The organism is Actinoallomurus oryzae (assembly GCF_039541955.1).
Taxonomy (GTDB): domain Bacteria; phylum Actinomycetota; class Actinomycetes; order Streptosporangiales; family Streptosporangiaceae; genus Actinoallomurus; species Actinoallomurus oryzae.
The window spans coordinates 171,569-191,576 of record NZ_BAABHF010000048.1; the positions used below are offsets into that span (position 1 = coordinate 171,569).

Below are 20,008 nucleotides of genomic sequence, written 5' to 3' on the forward strand. Positions count from 1 at the left end.
CCGGTCGATGTGTAGAAAAGAATGCATGTCGACGAACACGAAAAAGCGACGTCCGGTGTTCATTGTTTCCGCATTCCTGCTCGGTTCCCTGCTCGCCGGATGCGGCCATGGGTCATCGGCGAAACCGTCCAGCGACGGGGACTTCGAGCGGGCGCTCGCGTACTCGAAGTGCATGCGGGCGAACGGCGTGCCGAACTTCCCCGATCCACAGCGGCAGGGCAACGGCGTCAGGGTTGACGTCGGGAAGAACCAGAACACGCCGGAGATGAGAGAGGCGTTGGAGGCCTGCCGGGACAAGATGCCGCAGGGTGACGCGGGCGACCCGAACGGCAAGGTCGATTCGGCGAAGCTCGCGGAATGGACGAAATGCATGCGCGCGAAGCTGCCGAAATTCCCCGACGCCGATGTGAGCGGAAGCACCATCACGATCACGCTGCAGGGCACGGGAATCAAGGCGGGTTCCGCGGAATTCGAGAATGCCCGGCGGGCCTGCGAGTCCCACGTCCCGGGCGGTTCAATGCGGATCGTGGACCAGTGATGAGTTCTCACCGCGAGCCGAGCACCCTGGCGGCGGAGGATGGGGAGGACGAGGCCGCGCGGGCGTACCGCCGCCGCCGGTCGCGCCGCGTGCTGGTCCTGCTGCTGGCCCTGGTGATCATCGCGACCGCCGGGGCCGTGGCCACCGGGCTGCTGAGCGGAGGCGGCACGAACCCGGCGAGCGTCGTGCTCACCAGGCCTCCGGCCACCGCCACGGTGGAGGAGAGGACCCTGACCCGCACTCAGACGGTCGGCGGAGACCTGGGCTACGGCGACCTCTCCGCGGTGCAGGCACCACCGGGCGGCAGGGGCATGGTCACCTGGCTGCCGGACGAGGGCGACGTCATCAAGCGTGGCGACACCGTCTACCGCCTCGACCAGGTGAAGATCCCACTGCTCTACGGCTCCATCCCGCTCTACCGCACGCTGTCGGTCGGCAGCGAGGGTGCCGACGTGAGGCAACTCGAGCGGAACCTCAGCGCCCTCGGCTACACCGGGGTCACGGTCGACGACGAGTACTCCTCGGCCACGGGCTACTCGGTGGAGGAATGGCAGGAGGATCTGGGCCGGGCCGAGACCGGCGTGGTGAAACCGGGCGACGCCGTGGTGGCGTCGGGGCCCCGCCGCGTCGCAGAGCTCACCGGCGCGCCCGGCGCCGCCGCGTCCAGGGGCCTGCTGAAGTGGACCGGCACCACCCGGGTCGTCACGGTCGACCTGGACACCGACTACGCGGACCTGGTCAAGCCGGGCACCACGGCGACCGTAAGACTGCCCGACGGCGTCAGCGTGGCGGCGCGGGTCACCGACATCGGCACGCCGACCTCCAAGAAGAAGGACGACGGTGCGACCCTGCCGGTGGAGCTGACGGTGACCCAGCAAAAGAAGCTGGGCCGGTACCAGGCGGCCAAGGTCGACGTCGACCTCGCCGCCGAGACCCACAGGGGCGTGCTCGCCGTGCCGGTCAACGCCCTGGTGGCGCGGCCGGGCGGCGGCTACGCGGTGACGGCGGTCACCGCCACCGGCACCCGCTACCTTCCGGTGAAGACGGGCATGTTCGCGGACAGCTACGTGGAGGTGTCGGGCACCGGCGTCGTCGCGGGACTGACCGTGGGGGTTCCAAAGTGACCGGGCCCATCGTCCACCTCGCCAGGGTGTCCAAGCGGTACGGCAACGTGTCGGCCCTGCGGTGCGCGGATCTGCTGATCGAGCGGGGCGAACTGCTCGCCATCGTCGGCCCGTCGGGCTCCGGAAAGTCGACCATGCTCAACATCATGGGCACCCTCGACCGGCCGACGTCGGGGACCCTGCGCATCGACGGGTACGACGTCGGTGGGCTCGGTGACCGGGAGCTGTCGGCGCTGCGGGCCAGGACCATCGGCTTCGTCTTCCAGCAGTTCCACCTCGCGCGGGGCGTGCCCGCGATCGAGGTCGTGGCGGACGGCCTGCTCTACAGCGGAAAGCCGCGCAGCCGACGTCGGAAGGCGGCCGAGGAGGCGCTGCGCAGGGTCGGCCTCGGCCACCGGATGCTGCACCTGCCGCACCAGCTCTCCGGCGGCGAGCAGCAGCGGGTGGCCATCGCCCGTGCGGTGCTCGGCGACCCGCCGCTGCTGATGGCCGACGAGCCGACCGGGGCCCTCGACTCGCGGTCCGGCGCGATCGTCATGGAGCTGCTGCGCGAGCTGAACGACGGCGGAACGACGGTCGTGGTCATTACCCACAACCGGGACATCGCGGCCTCACTGCCGCGCGAGGTCCGGCTCAAAGACGGCCGTATCGAGCACGACACGGCCGCGCCACGACTCGCCGAGGAGGCCTCATGAGCGAGCGAAGCGAGTGAATCAAATAGCACAGTGCGCCCGGTCAACTCCCCCGACGAAGGACGGCTCATGAGCAGGCCGCCGCTGAAGCCGGCTCGGATGTGGCTGGCGGACGTCGTACGAGTGGGCGGGTACGGCCTGCGGTCGCGGCCCCTGCGGGTGTTCCTGTCGGCGCTGGGCATCGCCATCGGCATCGCGGCGATGGTCGGCGTGGTCGGCATCTCCACGTCGTCGACGAACGAGCTCGACCAGCGGCTCAGCGCGCTCGGCACCAACCTGCTCACCGTGTCGCCCGGGCAGTCGCCCAGCGACGAGAGCGTGCACCTGCCGGCCACCGCGATCGGCATGATCTCCGCGATGCCCGGAGTCGAGAAGGTCTCCGCCGTCGGCAGGACGGACGCCCGGCTCTATCGCAACGATCACATCGCGGCCGAGCAGACCGGCGGCCTCGTGGTCTACACGGCGCGTACGGACCTGCCGGCGGTAGTCGGGTCGCGGGTGGTCTCGGGCGGCTGGCTTACCGCGGCGAACGTGCGCTACCCGGCCGTCGTGCTCGGCTGGGCGGCGGCGGACCGGCTGGCAGTGCTCCGAGCCGGAGCCGACTCGCTGGTGTGGCTAGGCGGCCGGTGGTTCACGGTGGTGGGCATCCTCGCGCCGAACGAGCTCGTCCCCGATCTGGACAACGGCGCCTTCATCGGGTGGCCGGTGGCTGAGGCGGAGCTGAACTTCGATGGCTACCCGACCACCATCTACACCCGAGCCCGGGAGAGTGCCGTGACGACCGTGCAGCCGCTGCTCGGCCCCACGGCGGACCCGGAGAATCCCGGCGAGGTCGACGTTTCGCGTCCCTCGGACGCGCTGACGGCGAAGCAGGCGACCGAGGAGACGCTCCGCGGCCTGCTGCTCGGCCTCGGCGCCGTGGCGCTGCTCGTCGGCGGGGTCGGGGTGGCCAACACCATGGTCATCTCGGTGCTGGAACGCCGGTCGGAGATCGGTTTGCGCCGCTCGCTCGGCGCCACCCGCGGCCAGATCCGTACACAATTCCTGTCCGAGGCATTGCTGCTCTCGCTGCTCGGCGGGGTCGGCGGCGTCGTCCTCGGCGTCGGCATCACCGCGATCTTCGCGACCTACCAGTCCTGGACGACCGTGGTCCCGTTCTGGGCGATGGTCGGCGGGGTCGGCGCCACTCTGGTCATCGGCGGCCTGGCGGGTTTCTACCCCGCCATGCGCGCCGCCCGGCTACCACCCACCGAGGCCCTCGCGAACGCGTAGCCGCGTGCCCGGCAAGCCTCAACTGAGACCAGGAGGCACGTTGAGTCGACGCCCCACGGGCGCACATGTCGGTCTGTGGCTTGGCCGACGCCCGTCAGCCACGGGCCGACCCTCCGGTGGCCGGTCAGTTACCGGGCAGTTCGAACCCGAGGGCGGCGAGGGCCTCCTCGGCGGCCTGCTGGTCCTGGTCGTAGGTGCCACCGGATATCCCCAGCCCTCCGACGTACTGGCCGTTCTCGATGATCGGGTAGCCGCCGCCGACGGCCATTACACGAGGGTGGCCGCCCAGCGGCGCGATCTGCGGGTTGGCGAGCAAGTCGTTCCACGTGTGGGTGGGGATGCGGAAGGAGGCCGCGGTCCAGGCCTTGTCGAGGGCGACCTCGGCGGTGAGAAAGGGCGCGTCGTCGGCGCGGTCGAATGCCTTCAGATGTCCGCCCTGGTCGGTGACGGCGATGGACGCCGTGAAGCCGATCCGGGCAGCGGCGGTGTGTACCGCCGCGATGAGTGCGCCGGCGGCGGCCTGGGTGATGGACGAGGCGGGGGCTGACTCTGGAGTGTCTCGGTGCTCATGATGGTTTCTTTGTTGCTGTGCTGTGCTGTGCTGTGGCAGATGAGCCGGCCGTAAGCCAGGTCACCGCAGCGGTGAGGCCGGGGTGGGGACCACGCGGGTGACGACGGTCTTCTCGGGGATCAGCAGGCCGTAGACGACCGGGCCGATCTCGTTCTTCCAGCGGTCGTGCTCGTACACGGTCGTGTACAGGGCCTCGCTCTGGGCCTCGTCCTCGAACCGGCGAATCCACACGTAGCCGTCCTCGTCCTCAGCGTCGACGAAGGAAGCGGTCACGTCCATGCCCAGCGAGGCCTGGAACGGGATGACCACGTCCTCCATGTAGCGCACCCACTCCTTGCGGCGTCCGGGCCGGGCCTGGTAGCGGCGGATCTCGTAATACACGGTGCTACTCCAAACTGCGTGCAGGCGTGGTCAGTCGGTCACGGTGAGGACGAGCTTGCCGCGGGTGCGGCCGGCCTCGCCGCGGGCGTGGGCCGTGCCGGCCTCCTCGAGCGGGAAGGTCTCCTCCACCTCGACGGCGATCTGACCGGCGTCGATCAGGCCCGCGATCGTGGTCAGCGCCGCGCCGTCCGGCTCGACCAGGTACGGAGTGATGTGCATGCCGGCCGCCTTGGCGGCCTGGGCCAGTTCCGGGGAGACACCGGCCGGGATGGTGACCAGCAGGCCACCGGGACGCAGGACCTTGAGCGAGCGGGTGCTGGTCTGGTCATGCGCGTCGCCCACCAGGTCGATGACGACGTCGACGTCGGCGGCGGCGTCCTCGAAGCGGGTGGTGGTGTAGTCGATGGTCTCGTCGGCGCCGAGTTCCTTGAGCCAGGGGTGGCGGGCGGCGCCGGCGGTGGCGATCACGTCGGCGCCCAGGTGCCGGGCGAACTGGACCGCGAAGTGGCCCACCCCGCCGGCGGCGGCCGTGATCAGGACGCGCTGGCCGGCCCGCACGTGAGCGGTGTCGACCACGGTCTGCCATGCGGTCAGCGCCGCCAGCGGCACGGCGGCCGCGTGCACGTGGTCAAGGGTGGCCGGCTTGCGGGCCCACTGGCGGGCCGGTGCGGTCACGTACTCGGCGTAGGCGCTCGCGGCGCGCGGGAACCACGGCATGGCGTACACCTCGTCGCCGGGCGCGAGCGTGGTGACGCCGAAGCCGACCTCCTCGACGACACCGGAGACGTCCCAGCCCAGGATCAGCGGGAACGTCTGCAGGCCCGCCATGCCCTGACCCTCGCGGGTCTTCCAGTCCACCGGGTTGACGCCGGCGGCGTGCACACGCACCAGCACCTCGGTCGGCAGTGGAACGGGGCGCGCGACCTCCTCGATGGTCAGCACCTCCGGTCCGCCGAACTCACTGATGGTGACAGCCCGCATGATGTGCTCGCTCATGTCGTCCTCGCTCATGTCCGTCTCACTCTTTCCTTCGCCGGGACCACGGTCCGGCGAAGGAAAGAGTGGCGTGTGCTCGCGGAGGCGGGTGAGTGGCCGGAAAGCCATCTGTCGTACCATTCCGGCCATGTCGCAGCGTGTTGCCGTTCTCGCCCTCGACGGAGTTACTGCCGCTGGACCTGGGCATCCCGGCCCCGGGTCTTCAACGAGGCCTGTGACCCGGACGGCCCCCGTCTGACTCCGTCAGCACCTGCTCCCTCGGCGCCCGGCCGGTGCGCACGCACGAGGACTACCGGATCGTCGTCGACCATGACGAGTCGGTGCTGGAGACCGCGCACACCGTCGTGCTCGCCACACAGGAGCCCGGCGAGCACCTGCTCGCGACCGGCAAGCTCCCCGAGGAACTCACCGCGGCGCTGGACCGGATAGGGCCGCGGACTCGCATCGTCAGTCTGTGCACCTCGGCCTTTCTGCTCGCGGCGGCCGGTCTGCTGGACGGTCGGCGGGCCACCACGCACTGGGCGCTGTGTGACGCGCTGGCGCGGCTGTTCCCCGACGTCGAGATCGATCCGGACGTGCTGTTCGTCGACAACGGACGCATCCTGACGTCCGCCGGCGGAGCGGCCGGCATCGACCTGTGCCTGCACCTGGTCCGTCTGGACCACGGGGCGGCGGTGGCCTCGGCCGCCGCGCGGCGCTGCGTGGTGGCGCCGTGGCGCGAGGGCGGGCAGGTGCAGTTCATTGAGCACCCGGTCCCGCAGGACACCGACCGTTCCACTTCGGCGACCCGGCAGTGGGCGCTGGACCGGCTGGCCGAGCCGATCACACTGGAGGACATGGCCCGGCACGCGCACATGAGCGTGCGCACCTTCACGCGGCGGTTCCGCAGTGAGATGGGCAGCAGCCCGCTGAAGTGGCTGGCGCAGCGACGGCTGGTGCACGCGCGCCTGCTGCTGGAGTCCACCGACCTGCCCGTCGCGCGGATCGCCCCCGCCTGCGGCTTCGGTGACCCCGTCGCCCTGCGCAAGCACTTTCACACGTACCTGGGCCTGTCACCACTGGCCTACCGTCGCGCCCACAACGCACCAGAGCCGACGACGGCATGGTGACCGCCCAGCCGGGTCACCGCCGCGACACGCCCCACCAATCGCCCAGCGCGTCGAGTGACCCCTGCCGCCCTCCACCACCCCCTCAAGGGCGGAGTCCTGGACATCGTGCACCGGGCCACTGATGACATCGTGGACGACCTGGCCCGAGTTGCCCGACAAGGTCACCGACCGGCGCGCCGACGGCGGCTGTTGGCCGACGCCAGGCCCGGGACGGCAGGCTGTACGGCGCTCGGCACACCGCCGCCACGGTGCTGCTCGTCCTCGGTGTTTCCGAGCGTGTGGTGCTGCAGACCAGGATCGGTCGTCCACCGCGATGGCGGCCCGGTACCGGCACGTGACGGGCGGCATCCTCAAGGACGTGGCCAAGCGGGCCGGCGGCCTCATCTGGGAGATGGCGAAGGGCAACGGCGGGGAGGGCTCGGAGGGCCCCGAAAAGCCCCGCGAGACCACAGTTGAGACTGCGAATGACGAAGGGCCCGACCGCGGAACGGTCGGGCCCTTCGTTTTGCCTGACGGCAAGTGCGGAGGATGCGAGATTCGAACTCGCGAGGGGTTGCCCCCAACACGCTTTCCAAGCGTGCGCCCTAGGCCACTAGGCGAATCCTCCGCGGAGAAGCCTACCGGGTTCGCGGCAGCGGCCGTACATCGATGACGGCCTCGATCGGCAGCGGGCCGTAGATGTGCGGGAAAACGCCGTCGCCGACCGCCTCGTCGCGTACGTCCAGGCCCTCCGGGTCGATCGTCAGGAGTACCAGGTCGTCCAGGTCCGCGTAGAACGCCCGCTGGACCGTACGGACCTGTTCCTCGTCCCGGGAGGCGTGGATGAAGCCGACCTCGGCGAGGGTCTGGCCGCGGGTCGAGATCTCGTACGGGCCGCCGGACGCGCGGGCGGCCTCCCAGTCGGCGCGTTCGGCGATGTGGAAGATCGTCATGCGTGGGTCTCCCGGGGATCGTTGGAACCGAGGAGAGCGTACGGGCCGAAGACGTCCTCGGGATGCCATAGACTCAGTCGAGACCCCTCGCATGGCGTCATCCTGTGAACCTCCCCAGGGCCGGAAGGCAGCAAGGATAAGCAGGCTCTGGCGGGTGTGCGGGGGGTCCTTTGCTTCTGACGAGGACGGACCCCCGATGAGTCTGGCTCTATACCGCAAGTATCGGCCAGCGACGTTCGCCGAGCTCAAGGGGCAGGAACACGTCGCCGAGCCGCTTCAGCAGGCGTTGCGCAACGGGCGCATCCATCACGCATACCTGTTCAGCGGGCCGCGCGGCTGTGGGAAGACCTCCAGCGCGCGGATTCTGGCGCGTTCGCTGAACTGCGAGCAGGGGCCGACGCCCGAGCCCTGTGGCACCTGTGAGTCCTGTATCGCGCTGGGGCCGTCCGGCGCCGGGCACATCGACGTGATCGAGATCGACGCGGCCTCTCACGGTGGTGTGGACGATGCCCGCGATCTACGCGAACGCGCCTTCTTCGCCCCCGTGGCCGCGCGCTACAAGATCTACATCATCGACGAGGCGCACATGGTGACCCGCGAAGGGTTCAACGCGCTGCTGAAGCTCGTCGAGGAGCCGCCGGCCCACCTGAAGTTCATCTTCGCGACGACCGAGCCGGAGAAGGTCATCGGGACGATCCGGTCCCGTACGCACCACTATCCGTTCCGCCTGATCCCGCCGGGCACGCTGCGCGAGCTGCTCGAGGAGATCCTCCAGAAGGAGAACGTTCCGTACGAGCCGGCCGCGATCCCGCTCGTCGTACGCGCCGGGGCCGGGTCCGCGCGGGACTCCGAGTCGATCCTGGACCAGCTGCTCGCGGGCGCCGGCGAGGAGGGCATCACGTACGCCCGCGCGGTCTCGCTGCTGGGCTACACCGACGCGACCCTGCTGGACGAGGTGGTGGACGCGATCGCCTCCCGCGACGGCGGGGCGGTGTTCGCCGCGATCGACCGGGTGATGGAGGGCGGGCAGGATCCGCGGAGGTTCGCGGCCGACCTGCTCGAACGCTTTCGCGACCTGGTGATCCTGTCGAACGTGCCCGACTCGGGCACGACCGGCCTGCTCGACGTGCCGCCGGACGAGCTGGAGCGCATGCAGGCGCAGGCGTCACGGCTCGGCCTGGCCGAGCTGACGCGCGCGGCGGACCTGCTGCACACGGGCCTGACGGAGATGCGCGGGGCGACCGCACCGCGCCTGCTGCTCGAACTGATCTGCGCGCGCATCCTGCTGCCGGGAGCGTACGACGACGAGGCGTCGCTCCTGACCCGGCTCGACCGCCTGGAGCGTCGCCTGGCGATCGGCGACGGCGCCCCGGCCGCGGACCTGCCCCCGATCCGCCGCCCCCAGCCTCCCCAGCCCGCCGACGAACGCCACGCCCCAGGCCGAACCCCCCGCACCGACCCAGCCGTGCGGGGAGAGGGCCAACCCCCGCCCGCCCAGGGGGGCGACCCCACTTCCATTGTCCAGCGCGGAGCCGGCGAGGGGGGAGGTGCGCGAGGGGCTGTGGATAACTCCGCGGCGGCCTCCGCGACCTCCGCGACTTCCTCGGGCTCGCCTTCGGCGTCCTCGCCTGCGGCTTCGGGCGGCGGCCCCACCGGTTCGGGCGGATCGAACGGCTCCGGCTCCTCGGGATCGGGTTCGGCTCCCGCGGCTCCCGCGGCTTCGGCATCTCCGGCCGGCTCGGCGTCTCCGGCGGGTTCGGGGCCGGAGGCTCCGGCGGGTCCGCCTTCGGTGGCTTCCGCGGCGGCCTCGTGGGGCTCGCCCAGCGCCTCCCCCGGGCAGCGGGCCTCGGCGGGACGGGACGAAGGCCGTCCGGAGCGGTCCGGGCAGGCCGCCCGGGCCGGTGAGCGCGGAGGTTCCCGCGCGGCGGGCGACGACGGCTGGCCGGCGCCCACACAGCCGGGCGGACAGCCGCAGCCGCCTACGGCACCCTCGGCCCCTCCACAGCAAGGAGGGGTCGACGTCGGCGCCATTCGCCGCATGTGGGTCGACATTCTCGAGGCGGTCAAGCAGCGCAGCAAGGTCGCCTGGATCGTCCTCATGGAAGGCGTCGAGATCGCCTCCCTCGACGGTAACGTGCTCACCCTCGCGTTCGCCAACGAGGGGAAGCGCCGGGGGTTCACCACCGGCGGCAAGGACGCCGTGCTCCGCGATGCGCTCAAGGAGATCCTCGGCGTCGACTGGCGCATCGACGCGGTCCTCGACAACGGCGGTGGCGGAGGTCGTCAGGGGCCGCCGCAGCCGCCGCCCGACACCGGCGGAGGCTGGGGCTCCTCCGCCCCCTCGGCTCCCGCCTCCCCGCAACCACCCCGCGAGCAGCAGCACCGGCAGCCCGAGCCTCCGCCGCCGGCGGCTCCCCCGGGCTTCGTGCCCCCGCCGCCGGGGCCGATGGACGAGGCCGACGAGGTCGATCCGGAAGGTGACGCCGACGCCGGCGCGGACAGCGCGCTGACCGGCATGGCGCTGATCGAGCAGGTACTCGGAGGAAAGGTCATTCAGGAGATCGACAACGCTTGACCTCCGGATGAAGCCCATTTGCCGCGTCCGTAGGTCACTCTGATCCCGGCAGCTGCCGGGATCAGGTCCCGCGTGTCGTACGCGGTCACCGGCACGGGAGATGCCCGGAATTTCGATCACGGGTGGGCGCGTACCGCATCGGCGGCGAACCCCGTAGTCTCGTGCCATCGGACGATCGAACGAGGAGACGCCGTGGAACCCGGAGGCGAGCCGAATATCCAGCAGATGCTGCAGCAGGCGCAGCGGATGCAGGAGCAGCTCATCAACTTGCAGCGTGAGCTCGCGGAGGCCGAGATCGAGGGCACCGCGGGAGGCGGGCTGGTCACGGCGACGGTGAACGGTCAGAACGAGCTGGTCAAGCTCGTCATCGATCCCGCCGCGATCGACCCGGGTGACCCGCAGGACACCGCTGAGACCGTCGCCGACCTGGTGGTCGCCGCGATCCACAACGCCGGCGAGGAGGCGCAGCGGCTCCAGGAGACCAAGATGGGGCCGCTGACCGAGGGATTGGGCAGCCTCGGAGGCGGTGCCGGAGGAGGACTGCCCGGCGGGCTCGGCCTGCCCGGGCTCTGATGACACCGGTGCTCAGGCCCTGACGAAACAGGCCGTGACGAACATGAACAGGTCCTGACGAACGGGCTCTGGCGCACCGATTCACCGAGCTCTGACGAGCCGGTGCCGCACACCCTACGATCTTCGCCCAGAACAACACCGACAGAAGGGAGGGAGCCGTGTACGAGGGGGTCGTTCAGAACCTCATCGACGAGCTGGGCAGGCTGCCCGGGGTCGGGCCGAAGAGCGCGCAGCGGATCGCCTTCCATCTGCTCGCGGCGGACCCCGCGGACGTCTCACGGCTGACCGAGGCGTTGCGGGAGGTCAAAGATAAAGTCAGATTTTGTAAAGTCTGCGGTAATGTGGCCGAGGCAGAGGAATGCCGGATCTGCCGGGATGCTCGCCGTGACCTGCATGTGATCTGTGTGGTCGAGGAGCCGAAGGATGTCGTCGCGATCGAAAAGACGCGCGAGTTCCGTGGCCGCTATCACGTGCTCGGTGGTGCGATCAGCCCGATCGAAGGGGTCGGCCCCGACGATCTGCGGATCCGGGAGCTCATGCAGCGGCTCGCCGACGGAGAGGTGACCGAGCTCATTCTGGCCACCGACCCGAACCTCGAAGGTGAGGCGACCGCGACCTATCTCGCCCGGCTTGTGAAACCGATGGGTCTCACCGTCACGCGGCTCGCCAGCGGCCTGCCCGTGGGGGGCGACCTGGAATACGCCGACGAGGTCACACTCGGCCGTGCGTTCGAAGGACGGAGGCTGCTCGATGTCTGAGAACAGCTGGACCACGCTCGCCGATCGAGTGGCGAAGCATGTCGACACCTACCTGGCCGGGCTCGAGGCCGTGGCCAAGGGCGAGGCCGGCGAGCACGCCGTGCCCTACCTGCTGCTGGAGGTCTCGCAGATCGCGATGGCCGGGGCGCGCCTCGGTGCCAGCACCGACGTGATCCTCCCGGACAACTGGGAGCCGGACGTCGGCGAGGACCCCGATCTGGACGCCGTACGGCAGGGGCTGGCCGAGCGTCTCACGCAGGTCGACGACTACATGGAGGTCTTCGACCCGTACAAGGACACCGAGGCGACGCCGTACCGGCTCTCGGACGATCTCGTCGACGTCGCCAGCGACCTGGTGCACGGCCGCCGGCACTACGAGGCCGACCGCAAGCTCGAGGCGCTGTGGTGGTGGCAGTACAGCTACTTCAACCACTGGGGCAACCACGCCGGGGCGGCGCTGCGTGCCCTTTACGCGGTTTCGGCGAGTGCTCGCCTGGACGTCATGGAGGAACAGGTCGCGGGTTGACGAAAGGTTTCCCGCGGCTCGCCGAGAAAGACGCAAATCTCGCATAGCGGGATATCGTTTCGCGGTGCAGGCCCCTGACCTCGGTAGACTCGGCGCGTCAAACTACGCCTGAACCGAGGAGTGCACACGCGTGGCTCTAGTCGTGCAGAAGTACGGTGGCTCCTCCGTCGCGGACGCGGAAAGCATCAAGCGCGTCGCCCAGCGCATCGCCAACACCAAACGCGACGGACATGACGTCGCCGTCGTGGTGTCCGCGATGGGGGACACGACGGACGAGCTGATCGATCTGGCCAACCAGGTCAGCCCCCTGCCGCCGGCACGTGAACTCGACATGCTGCTCACCTCGGGAGAGCGCATCTCGATGGCGTTGCTGGCCATGGCCATCGCCAACCTCGGTCACGAGGCGCGGTCGTTCACCGGCTCCCAGGCCGGCGTCATCACCGATGGCAGCCACGGCAAGGCCCGGATCATCGACGTCACGCCCGGCCGCATCCGCGGGGCCCTCGACGACGGACTGATCGCGATCGTGGCCGGCTTCCAGGGAGTGTCCCAGGACTCCAAGGACGTCACGACGCTCGGCCGCGGCGGCTCGGACACCACGGCGGTCGCGCTCGCCGCCGCGCTCGGCGCCGACGTCTGCGAGATCTACACCGACGTGGACGGCATCTTCACCGCCGACCCCCGCATCGTTCCGGCCGCCCGGCGCATCCCCGACATCTCCTACGAGGAGATGATGGAGATGGCGGCCTGCGGCGCCAAGATCCTGCACCTGCGCTGCGTGGAGTACGCCCGGCGCTATGCCATGCCCATCCACGTGCGGTCGTCGTTCAGCAACAAGACCGGCACCTGGGTCAAGTCCAGCATCGAGGGAAACGCGATGGAACAAGCGATCATCTCCGGCGTCGCCCACGACCGGAGCGAAGCCAAGATCACGGTCGTCGGCGTGCCCGACAAGGTGGGCGAGGCGGCCACGATCTTCCAGACGCTCGCCGACGCCGAGATCAACATCGACATGATCGTGCAGAACATCTCGGCCGCCGCGACGAGCCGTACGGACATCTCCTTCACCCTCCCGCGCACGGACGGGCAGACGGCGATGGCCGCCCTCAACAAGATCAAGGAACGCATCGGGTTCGACTCGCTGCGGTACGACGACCAGATCGGCAAGGTCTCGCTGATCGGCGCCGGCATGCGCTCCCACCCCGGCGTGACGGCCAAGTTCTTCGGCTCCATCGCCGACACCGGCGTCAACATCGAGATGATCTCCACCTCCGAGATCCGGATCTCGGTGGTGGTCGACCAGGACGACGTCGACGCCGCCGTCACCGCCGCGCACCGCGCCTTCGACCTCGACTCCGACCAGGTCGAGGCCGTCGTCTACGGAGGGACCGGCCGATGAGCGCGAACAGGAAGCCCACTCTCGCCCTCGTCGGTGCCACCGGCGCCGTCGGCACCGTCATGCGCGAGATCGTCTCGTCCCGCGAGGACGTCTACGGCGAGATCCGTCTCGTCGCCTCCGCCCGCTCGGCCGGCCGCCGCCTGCCCGTACGCGGCGAGGAGCTCGTCGTCCAGGAGCTGACCCCGGAGGTCTTCGACGGCGTCGACATCGCGATGTTCGACGTGCCCGACGAGGTCTCCAAGACCTGGGTGCCGATCGCGGCCGAGCGCGGCGCGGTCGTCGTGGACAAGTCAGGCGCGTTCCGGATGGAGCCGGACGTCCCGCTCGTCGTGCCCGAGGTCAACCCCGAGGCCGTACGCGAGCGGCCGCGTGGCATCATCTCCACGCCCAACTGCACGACGCTGTCGATGATGGCCGCGATGGGCGCGCTGCACGCCGAGTACGGCCTGAGCGCCCTCGTCGTCGCCTCGTACCAGGCGGTCTCCGGTGCGGGCGTGGCCGGCACCGAGCGGCTGTACGCCGAGATCGAGGCCGTCGCCGGCGACCGTACGCTCGGCCAGACCGCCGGTGACGTGCGCAAGGCGATCGAGGACAAGCTCGGCGACGCGGAGTCGCCGTTCCCGGCGCCGATGGCCCTCAACGTCGTGCCGTGGGCGGGCTCGCTCAAGGACGACGGCTGGGCGTCGGAGGAGCTCAAGCTCCGCAACGAGTCCCGCAAGATCCTCGGCATCCCCGGCCTGAAGGTCTCCTCCACCTGCGTACGGGTGCCGGTGATCACGACGCACTCGCTGGCCGTGCACGCGACGTTCGAGCGTCCGGTCGACGTCGCGGGCGCGCGGGCGATCCTGGAGGCCGCCCCGACCGTTGTGGTCATGGACGACCCGGCGAACTCCGTGTACCCGACCCCGGCGGACGTCGTCGGCACCGACCCGACGTACGTCGGGCGGATCCGGCAGGCGATCGACTTCCCGAACACCCTCGACCTGTTCGTGTGCGGCGACAACCTGCGCAAGGGCGCGGCCCTGAACGCCGCGGAGATCGCCGAACTGGTCGCGGCCGAGTTCACCGGCTGAGTTCACCGGCTCGGCCCGCCGAGTTCACTCGCTGAGCGATGGAGGCCCGGTGCCCGACCGGGCCTCCACGTTTCACGAGAAACATCGATCACATGAATGTGACGTCCCAGTGTGACGGCTCACGAGCGAACAGGCTCCGGTTGGCCGTCCGGAATTGCGCCGCGCCGTCGCCTCGCCGGTGAATGCGGTGGTAGTGGTGGCGGACGAAGCGGTTGAGGCAGCGGCTGGGCAGAATGTCGAGCTTGTAGCCCGCGCCATGGCTGTAGTGGCCGTGCGCGTGGCCCCTCTCGGTGCCGCCTGAGATCACCAGGCCGCAGCGGCTCGCCTCCTTCAGCCGGAGCACGCCGTCGAGTGTGGACGGTCGTAGCCCCTCGAACGAGGTGCAGTGCGGGTTCCTCCGGCGCGTGCAGTGCCCGGAGGAGACCCAGCGAAGTCCCGCCGCACGAAGCAGAGAGCCGGCCTCCTGCTGGTGCAGGGGTTCCGACGGTGTTTTCCGGTCGTGCGTCCATGCTTGGGCCGTACCGGCCGTTAAGGCGAAGAACGCCGTGGCGCAGCCGGTCATGACGGTCAGCCGTGTCGACATCCAACCTCCCTGTGCCGTCGCATGCGCCCAGCGGCAGCATCTGCCACGTGTCACGCGATCGCGTGGCAGGAGACGCGCCGTTTTGCGAAACGAGGCCGGAACCCTGGCTCGTTGTTGGCCTGCGCCGACTCGGTGCGTGAAGAGACGTACAGTGTCGCCTGTGGCCGTACCGACCAAGTCCGAGCAGACCCGGGATCTGATCGCCAAGACCGCTTTGCGGCTTTTTCGCGAGCGCGGTTACGAGGCCACGACGATGCGGGCCATCGCCACCGAGGCGGGCGTTTCGGTGGGAAACGCGTATTACTACTTCGCTTCCAAGGAAGAGCTGATCCAGCTCTACTTCGAGCACTCCCAGGAGGACCACACCGAGGCGTCCCGCGGCGTCCTGGCCGGGGAGCGCGAGTTCCGGGCCCGGCTGCTCGGCGTGTTGCGCGCCCGCATCGACACGCTTCAGCCGTACAAGGAGTTCGCCGGCAAGTTCTTCAAGTACGCGGCCGAGCCGTCGAGCCCGCTGAGCCCGTTCAGCACCGAGTCCGGCCCGGTCCGCGAGGCGTCCATCACGCTCTACCGCGAGGTCGTGGAGGGCTCGACGCTGAAGACGGACGCCGAGATCCGGGCCGAACTCCCCGAGCTGCTGTGGCTCTACTCCATGGGCGTGGTCCTCTACTGGGTCTACGACAGCAGCCCGGACGCGGAGAACACCTATCGCCTGGTCGAACGCACCGTGCCGCTGATCGACCGGCTGGTCGGCATGGCCCGCCTGCCCGGCATGCGCGGCGTCGTCCGCGAAGCCCTGTCCACCTACCGCGACCTGCGGAGGTAAAAAGACCGTCCAGCCGCGGCCCGCTCGGTTGACCGGCATCCGCGGAGGGGAACCAAGACACCGGACGACGCCGACGAGGCACCCGCGGTGTCGGGGCGGCACGGAAAACCAGATGCGGCGGACCGTACGGTGCTGCGAGGGTGACCCGGATGGACCGCCAGACGATCTCCGCGCTCGCCCACGCCGACCATCCCATCGCCGCTCCGCTGGATCCCGCGTCCGTACGGGAGCTGATCGCGAAGACGATCCGGCGTGGCGACGAGCGGCTCCTCGACCTCGGCTGTGGCGGTGCGGCGTGGCTGCTGAGCGCCCTCGCCGACCATCCCCGCGTACGGGCCGAGGGCGTCGACCTCTCCGCTCCGGCGCTCACGCAGGCCGGAGAGGCCGCCACGGCACTCGGCGTACGGGACCGGCTGGTCCTCCACCACGCCGACGCCACGGCGTACGAGGCGGCCGAGCCGTTCGACGTCGTGCTCAGCGTGGGGGCGACTCACGCGTTCGGCGGCCTGCTTCCCACGCTCGCGGCGGCGCGGCGGCACCTGGCGCCCGGCGGCCGGGTCATCGTCGGCGACGGCTTCTGGGAGCAACCGCCCGGCCCCGCCGCCGTCGAGATCTTCGGTGGGCTGGAGGATCTGCCGGCCACCGTGGACCGGGTCACCGGCGACGGCTGGGTCCCCGTGTACGGCCACATCAGCACACGTCAGGAGCTGGACGCCTACGAGTGGTCCTGGACCGGTTCCCTCACCTCCTGGGCCCTCGACCACCCGGACGAGCCCGACGCCGTCGAGGCGCTCGCGCTGGCGACCACGCATCGCGACGAATGGCTGCGCGCGTACCGCGGCACCTTCGGCTTCGTCTGCCTCGTCCTGGGCCTCGCCGCTCAGTGAGCGGCGATCGCGTCCAGCTCACGGAGCGCGTTGGCGGGGAGGGTGATCTCGGCGGCGCCCATGTTCTCGCGAAGGTGCGCTCGAGAGGAGGTGCCGGGGATGAGGGTCATCGTCGGCGACCGCTGGAGTAGCCATGCCAGGGCGACCTGCTGCGTGGAGAAGCCGAGGTCGGCGGCCACCTTGTTCAGCGTCTCGGACTGTAGCGGTGAGAACCCGCCGAGCGGGAAGATCGCGACGTAGGCGATGTTCTCGCGCGCGGTGCGCTCGACCATGGCGTCGTCGTCGCGCTCGGCGAGGTTGTAGAGGTTCTGGACCGCCACCACCGGTGCGATGCCCTGCGCCTCGGTGAGCTGCGCGTCGGAGGCGCAGCTGAGCGCCAGATGGCGGATGAGCCCCTGGGTGCGCAGCTCGGCGAGCGCGCCGAACTGCTCGGCGATCGAGTCGTCCGTCATGCCTCCGTGCGCGGTGCGCGTCTCCAGCCGCAGGTACACGACGTCGAGGACGTCGAGCCGCAGGTGGTCGAGGTTGTCGTGCACCTGGGCGACGAGGTCATCGGGGTCCAGTGAGTGGATCCAGGAGCCGTCGTCCCCGCGCCGCGCCCCGACCTTCGTCGCGATGTGCAGGCCGGACGGGTACGGGTGCAGGGCCTCCCGGATCAGCTCGTTGGTGATGGTCGGGCCGTAGAAGTCGGCGGTGTCGATGTGCGTGACGCCGAGGTCCACGGCCTCCCGCAGCACCGCGACGGCCTCGTCGCGGTCGCGCGGTGGGCCGAACACCCCGGGCCCGGCGAGTTGCATGGCGCCGTACCCCAGGCGCGAGATGGTGAGGTCCTCGGCGAGCGTGAGTGTCCCGCCTGGAGCTGTGGTCACGTTGAGCCTTCTCTCCGCATCGGTTAACTAACCGGTTACCTAACTCACTATGGGCAGGACTAACCATTTAGTCAACTGGCACTACTCTTGACCTTGTGAGCGCAGCCGAGACCAAGGACCGCATCCTGGACGCGGCGTTCGCGGAGTTCTCCGAGTACGGCGTCGCGGGAGCACGGGTCGACCGGATCGCGAAGAAGGCCCGGTGCAACAAGAACCTGATCTACGTCTACTTCGAGAATAAGGAGACGTTGTTCGGCGCGGTGCTCCAGCGCCACCTCTTCGACGCCTACGACGGCGTTCCGTTCGACCCCGACGACCTGCCGGGCCTGGCGGGCCGGGTGTTCGACCGTGCCCGGTCCAACCCCGGCGTCTACCGGCTGCTGGCGTGGGCGACGCTCGAACGCACCACCGCCCTGCCGCCGACGCGCGAGCGCGAACACGACCGCAAGGTCGCGCTCCTGCGCGAGCGGCAAGAGGCGGGTGCCGTACGCGACGACATCTCGCCGGTCCTCCTTCTGATGGCCGTGCTCGCGCTCGCCACCGCGTGGTCCCCCGACTTCCCCTTCGGGAGCACCGCCAACCCCTCCGCCGACCTGCCTGACGACGAGGTCCGTGACGCGGTCATACGGATGGTCGCCGGCATCACCGGGCAGGAGAAACAGGGGTAGATCCCTCAGGTCCGCGGCGTGCCGACGTTCAGCGCTGCGGGCTCAGTCCCGCCACGGTCAGCCCGAACAGCCGGTCCGCCGAGGCGGCCGGGTCCGGGTGGCGCTCCGTCGCGAGGACGATGCCGACGATCAGCGTGAGCAGGTCGGTCATGGTGACGGATCCGGCCACCGCGCCGTCCCGCATCGCGCGGTGCAGGAGGGGATCCCCCGCCTCTTCCAGCGCCGCCGCGCAGGAGTTCCCCTGCACCGGGTCGGGCTCGGGCCCGTCGTAGGCCAGCGCCGCCGCCAGCCCCCGCGTGGAGGCGCAGTAGGCGACGACGTCGCCCAGCCACTCCAGCAGCGCGCTCCGGCTGTCGTCTCCGCCGGTGAGGTCCTGGGCGCGGGCCTGCAACGCCTCGATCCGTTTCCGTGACACCGCCGCCAACAGCGCCTGCCGTGTGGGGAAGTGCCGGCGCACGGTCGCCGAGCCGACCCCCGCGACACGGGCGATCTGCTCCAGGGAGGCGTCGGCGCCGTGGGCGGCGATCTCGTCCTCGGCCACGGCGAGGATGCGTGCGTAGTTGCGCCGCGCGTCCGCGCGCTGACGGTCGGGCATGTCATCTCCACGGTTGTTAAGTGGCGGGCCCCGCCGTATCGTATCGCGGGTAAACGGCGGGGCCCGCCACTTATTCGCGAAGCACCCGAGGAGCACTCATGTCCACCGACTCCGCGCCCGTCCTGGTCACCGGCGCCACCGGCCGGCAGGGTGGGGCCACCGCCCGCGCACTGCGCGCGGCGGGCGTTCCCGTACGCGCCCTGGTGCGCGACCCCGGCACGGACGCGGCCAAGGCCGTCGAGGCGCTCGGCGCCGAACTGGTCACCGGCGATCTGCATGACCGCGACTCCGTGATCCGGGCCGCCGAAGGCGTCCGCGCCGTCTTCTCCGTGCAGATGCCCGCCATGACCGGGGACGGCTTCGACTTCGACGGGGAGATCGCCCAGGGCGTCAACCTCATCGAGGGCGCGAAGGCGGCCGGAGTGCCGCAGTTCGTGCACACGTCCGTCAGCGGCGCCGGACGGCAGACGGAGATTCCCGGCTGGGCCGAAGGCCGGTGGTCCGCGCTGGAACCCCCCTTGGGCGCGAAGACCACGATTCAGAATCGGCTCCGCGAGGCCGGCTTCCCGCGCTGGACGCTCCTCAAGCCGGCCTTCTTCATGGAGAACTTCCTGCCGTCCATGGCGTTCCTGTTCCCGCGCGGCATCGAGGGCGGCCTGGTCAGCCTCCTGAAGCCCGAGACCCGGCTGTCGCTGGTGGCCGCGGAGGACATCGGCCGGGCGGCCGCCGCGGCCATCGCCGAGCCGGAGCGGTTCGACCGGGTCGAGCTGGAGCTGGCGAGCGACTACCTGTCGATGGCGGAGATCGCCGAGGTCCTCTCGCGCGTCCTGGGCACGCGGCTGTCCGCCCCGGACATGACCGAGGAGGAGGCCTTCGCCGCCGGCATGCCGGCGATGGGCGCCTCACACGCGTACATGAACGTGTCCGGCCAGCCGGCCCGGCCGGAGTACGCGAGGGCCCTCGGCATCCCGCTCACCGGCTTCGAGGAATGGGCGCGGACGCACATGCGGGCCACCGCCTGACCCGGTCGCATCGTGCGGAGACCGCCCGGGACGCCGGGCGGT

At 70.3% G+C, this 20,008-nt stretch carries 22 protein-coding genes, 1 tRNA gene and 1 other RNA gene; 16 read left to right on the plus strand and 8 right to left on the minus strand.

Features of this window, described 5'->3' with window-relative positions; translation table 11 throughout:
- Positions 1–25 precede the first annotated feature (25 nt).
- From ABEA10_RS40320 to ABEA10_RS40335, 4 genes are all read left to right on the plus strand, one after another.
- On the plus strand, positions 26–538 hold the full coding sequence (locus tag ABEA10_RS40320; protein ID WP_345473209.1) for a hypothetical protein: 513 nt from the start codon (positions 26–28) through the stop codon (positions 536–538).
- A complete protein-coding gene (locus ABEA10_RS40325; protein WP_345473211.1) occupies positions 538–1,662 on the plus strand; it encodes a peptidoglycan-binding protein in 1,125 nt (374 codons plus the stop codon). Before ABEA10_RS40320 ends, ABEA10_RS40325 begins: the two co-directional genes overlap by 1 nt.
- On the plus strand, positions 1,659–2,357 hold the full coding sequence (locus tag ABEA10_RS40330; protein WP_345473212.1) for an ABC transporter ATP-binding protein: 699 nt from the start codon (positions 1,659–1,661) through the stop codon (positions 2,355–2,357). Before ABEA10_RS40325 ends, ABEA10_RS40330 begins: the two co-directional genes overlap by 4 nt.
- A gap of 66 nt (positions 2,358–2,423) precedes the next feature.
- A complete protein-coding gene (locus tag ABEA10_RS40335) occupies positions 2,424–3,626 on the plus strand; it encodes an ABC transporter permease (protein WP_345473214.1) in 1,203 nt (400 codons plus the stop codon).
- A 124-nt stretch (positions 3,627–3,750) separates the two neighbouring features.
- Here ABEA10_RS40335 and ABEA10_RS40340 read toward each other — a convergent pair whose 3' ends face one another.
- The 3 genes from ABEA10_RS40340 to ABEA10_RS40350 are packed head-to-tail and all read right to left on the minus strand — an operon-like array spanning position 3,751 to position 5,589.
- Positions 3,751–4,236 (minus strand): GlcG/HbpS family heme-binding protein, encoded by a 486-nt coding sequence (locus tag ABEA10_RS40340; protein WP_345473402.1) that lies wholly within the window; start codon positions 4,234–4,236, stop codon positions 3,751–3,753.
- Between the two features lie 21 nt (positions 4,237–4,257).
- Positions 4,258–4,578: an NIPSNAP family protein gene (locus ABEA10_RS40345; protein ID WP_345473216.1), complete on the minus strand. Its 321-nt coding sequence runs from the start codon at positions 4,576–4,578 to the stop codon at positions 4,258–4,260.
- 30 nt (positions 4,579–4,608) lie between these two features.
- Positions 4,609–5,589 (minus strand): NADP-dependent oxidoreductase, encoded by a 981-nt coding sequence (locus ABEA10_RS40350; protein ID WP_345473218.1) that lies wholly within the window; start codon positions 5,587–5,589, stop codon positions 4,609–4,611.
- A 257-nt stretch (positions 5,590–5,846) separates the two neighbouring features.
- Here ABEA10_RS40350 and ABEA10_RS40355 point away from each other — a divergent pair, with 257 nt between their 5' ends.
- A complete protein-coding gene (locus tag ABEA10_RS40355; protein WP_345473220.1) occupies positions 5,847–6,683 on the plus strand; it encodes a GlxA family transcriptional regulator in 837 nt (278 codons plus the stop codon).
- 522 nt (positions 6,684–7,205) lie between these two features.
- Here the strand turns inward: ABEA10_RS40355 and ABEA10_RS40360 are convergent.
- Together ABEA10_RS40360 and ABEA10_RS40365 are read right to left on the minus strand one after the other, a co-directional pair.
- Positions 7,206–7,290 (minus strand) — tRNA-Ser (locus tag ABEA10_RS40360).
- 10 nt (positions 7,291–7,300) lie between these two features.
- Positions 7,301–7,615, minus strand: coding sequence for a DUF952 domain-containing protein (locus ABEA10_RS40365; RefSeq protein ID WP_329248453.1), 315 nt, complete (start codon positions 7,613–7,615; stop codon positions 7,301–7,303).
- A 78-nt stretch (positions 7,616–7,693) separates the two neighbouring features.
- Here ABEA10_RS40365 and ffs point away from each other — a divergent pair.
- From ffs to ABEA10_RS40400, 7 genes are all read left to right on the plus strand, one after another.
- Positions 7,694–7,789, plus strand: an RNA gene (gene ffs / locus ABEA10_RS40370) — signal recognition particle sRNA small type.
- 22 nt (positions 7,790–7,811) lie between these two features.
- Positions 7,812–10,190, plus strand: a complete 2,379-nt coding sequence (locus ABEA10_RS40375) for a DNA polymerase III subunit gamma and tau (RefSeq protein WP_345473222.1) — start codon at positions 7,812–7,814, stop codon at positions 10,188–10,190.
- 192 nt (positions 10,191–10,382) lie between these two features.
- Positions 10,383–10,763 carry a YbaB/EbfC family nucleoid-associated protein gene (locus ABEA10_RS40380; RefSeq protein ID WP_345473224.1) on the plus strand — a complete coding sequence of 127 codons (381 nt, stop codon included), beginning with the start codon at positions 10,383–10,385 and terminating at the stop codon, positions 10,761–10,763.
- 158 nt (positions 10,764–10,921) lie between these two features.
- A complete protein-coding gene (gene recR, locus ABEA10_RS40385) occupies positions 10,922–11,521 on the plus strand; it encodes a recombination mediator RecR (protein ID WP_329248446.1) in 600 nt (199 codons plus the stop codon).
- Complete coding sequence (locus tag ABEA10_RS40390; RefSeq protein ID WP_329248443.1) at positions 11,514–12,047, plus strand: DUF5063 domain-containing protein; 534 nt, start codon at positions 11,514–11,516, stop codon at positions 12,045–12,047. Before recR ends, ABEA10_RS40390 begins: the two co-directional genes overlap by 8 nt.
- Positions 12,048–12,177: 130 nt before the next feature.
- Entirely contained in the window at positions 12,178–13,446 is a 1,269-nt protein-coding gene (locus tag ABEA10_RS40395; protein WP_345473226.1) for an aspartate kinase, read from the plus strand.
- Positions 13,443–14,519 carry an aspartate-semialdehyde dehydrogenase gene (locus tag ABEA10_RS40400; RefSeq protein WP_345473227.1) on the plus strand — a complete coding sequence of 359 codons (1,077 nt, stop codon included), beginning with the start codon at positions 13,443–13,445 and terminating at the stop codon, positions 14,517–14,519. Before ABEA10_RS40395 ends, ABEA10_RS40400 begins: the two co-directional genes overlap by 4 nt.
- Before the next feature lie 88 nt (positions 14,520–14,607).
- Here ABEA10_RS40400 and ABEA10_RS40405 read toward each other — a convergent pair whose 3' ends face one another.
- Positions 14,608–15,102 carry a hypothetical protein gene (locus ABEA10_RS40405; protein ID WP_345473228.1) on the minus strand — a complete coding sequence of 165 codons (495 nt, stop codon included), beginning with the start codon at positions 15,100–15,102 and terminating at the stop codon, positions 14,608–14,610.
- Between the two features lie 160 nt (positions 15,103–15,262).
- Here ABEA10_RS40405 and ABEA10_RS40410 point away from each other — a divergent pair, with 160 nt between their 5' ends.
- Together ABEA10_RS40410 and ABEA10_RS40415 are read left to right on the plus strand one after the other, a co-directional pair.
- Entirely contained in the window at positions 15,263–15,925 is a 663-nt protein-coding gene (locus ABEA10_RS40410) for a TetR/AcrR family transcriptional regulator (RefSeq protein WP_345473230.1), read from the plus strand.
- A gap of 149 nt (positions 15,926–16,074) precedes the next feature.
- The gene (locus tag ABEA10_RS40415; protein WP_345473232.1) at positions 16,075–16,812 is read left to right on the plus strand and encodes an SAM-dependent methyltransferase; all 738 of its coding nucleotides are present in this window, start codon (positions 16,075–16,077) and stop codon (positions 16,810–16,812) included.
- On the opposite strand, the gene ABEA10_RS40420 is transcribed toward ABEA10_RS40415, so the two are convergent.
- Positions 16,806–17,681 carry an oxidoreductase gene (locus ABEA10_RS40420; protein ID WP_345473234.1) on the minus strand — a complete coding sequence of 292 codons (876 nt, stop codon included), beginning with the start codon at positions 17,679–17,681 and terminating at the stop codon, positions 16,806–16,808. The two genes, ABEA10_RS40415 and ABEA10_RS40420, sit on opposite strands and share 7 nt — an antisense overlap.
- A 95-nt stretch (positions 17,682–17,776) precedes the next feature.
- Between ABEA10_RS40420 and ABEA10_RS40425 the strand changes: the two genes are divergently transcribed.
- Entirely contained in the window at positions 17,777–18,349 is a 573-nt protein-coding gene (locus tag ABEA10_RS40425) for a TetR/AcrR family transcriptional regulator (protein ID WP_345473236.1), read from the plus strand.
- 28 nt (positions 18,350–18,377) lie between these two features.
- Here ABEA10_RS40425 and ABEA10_RS40430 read toward each other — a convergent pair whose 3' ends face one another.
- Positions 18,378–18,944 carry a TetR/AcrR family transcriptional regulator gene (locus ABEA10_RS40430; protein WP_345473238.1) on the minus strand — a complete coding sequence of 189 codons (567 nt, stop codon included), beginning with the start codon at positions 18,942–18,944 and terminating at the stop codon, positions 18,378–18,380.
- A 98-nt stretch (positions 18,945–19,042) separates the two neighbouring features.
- Between ABEA10_RS40430 and ABEA10_RS40435 the strand changes: the two genes are divergently transcribed.
- Positions 19,043–19,966: an NmrA/HSCARG family protein gene (locus ABEA10_RS40435; protein WP_345473240.1), complete on the plus strand. Its 924-nt coding sequence runs from the start codon at positions 19,043–19,045 to the stop codon at positions 19,964–19,966.
- The last annotated feature ends 42 nt before the right edge of the window (positions 19,967–20,008 follow it).

Excerpts from the sequence above, each read along its gene's own strand:
- ABEA10_RS40320 (WP_345473209.1), top strand. The coding sequence starts at position 26 with ATGTCGACGAACACGAAAAAGCGACGTCCGGTGTTCATTGTTTCCGCA.
- ABEA10_RS40325 (WP_345473211.1), top strand. The coding sequence starts at position 538 with ATGAGTTCTCACCGCGAGCCGAGCACCCTGGCGGCGGAGGATGGGGAG.
- ABEA10_RS40335 (WP_345473214.1), top strand. The coding sequence starts at position 2,424 with ATGAGCAGGCCGCCGCTGAAGCCGGCTCGGATGTGGCTGGCGGACGTC.
- ABEA10_RS40350 (WP_345473218.1), bottom strand. The coding sequence starts at position 5,589 with ATGAGCGAGGACGACATGAGCGAGCACATCATGCGGGCTGTCACCATC.
- ABEA10_RS40365 (WP_329248453.1), bottom strand. The coding sequence starts at position 7,615 with ATGACGATCTTCCACATCGCCGAACGCGCCGACTGGGAGGCCGCCCGC.
- ABEA10_RS40375 (WP_345473222.1), top strand. The coding sequence starts at position 7,812 with ATGAGTCTGGCTCTATACCGCAAGTATCGGCCAGCGACGTTCGCCGAG.
- ABEA10_RS40390 (WP_329248443.1), top strand. The coding sequence starts at position 11,514 with ATGTCTGAGAACAGCTGGACCACGCTCGCCGATCGAGTGGCGAAGCAT.
- ABEA10_RS40400 (WP_345473227.1), top strand. The coding sequence starts at position 13,443 with ATGAGCGCGAACAGGAAGCCCACTCTCGCCCTCGTCGGTGCCACCGGC.
- ABEA10_RS40405 (WP_345473228.1), bottom strand. The coding sequence starts at position 15,102 with ATGTCGACACGGCTGACCGTCATGACCGGCTGCGCCACGGCGTTCTTC.
- ABEA10_RS40415 (WP_345473232.1), top strand. The coding sequence starts at position 16,075 with ATGGACCGCCAGACGATCTCCGCGCTCGCCCACGCCGACCATCCCATC.
- ABEA10_RS40430 (WP_345473238.1), bottom strand. The coding sequence starts at position 18,944 with ATGCCCGACCGTCAGCGCGCGGACGCGCGGCGCAACTACGCACGCATC.
- ABEA10_RS40435 (WP_345473240.1), top strand. The coding sequence starts at position 19,043 with ATGTCCACCGACTCCGCGCCCGTCCTGGTCACCGGCGCCACCGGCCGG.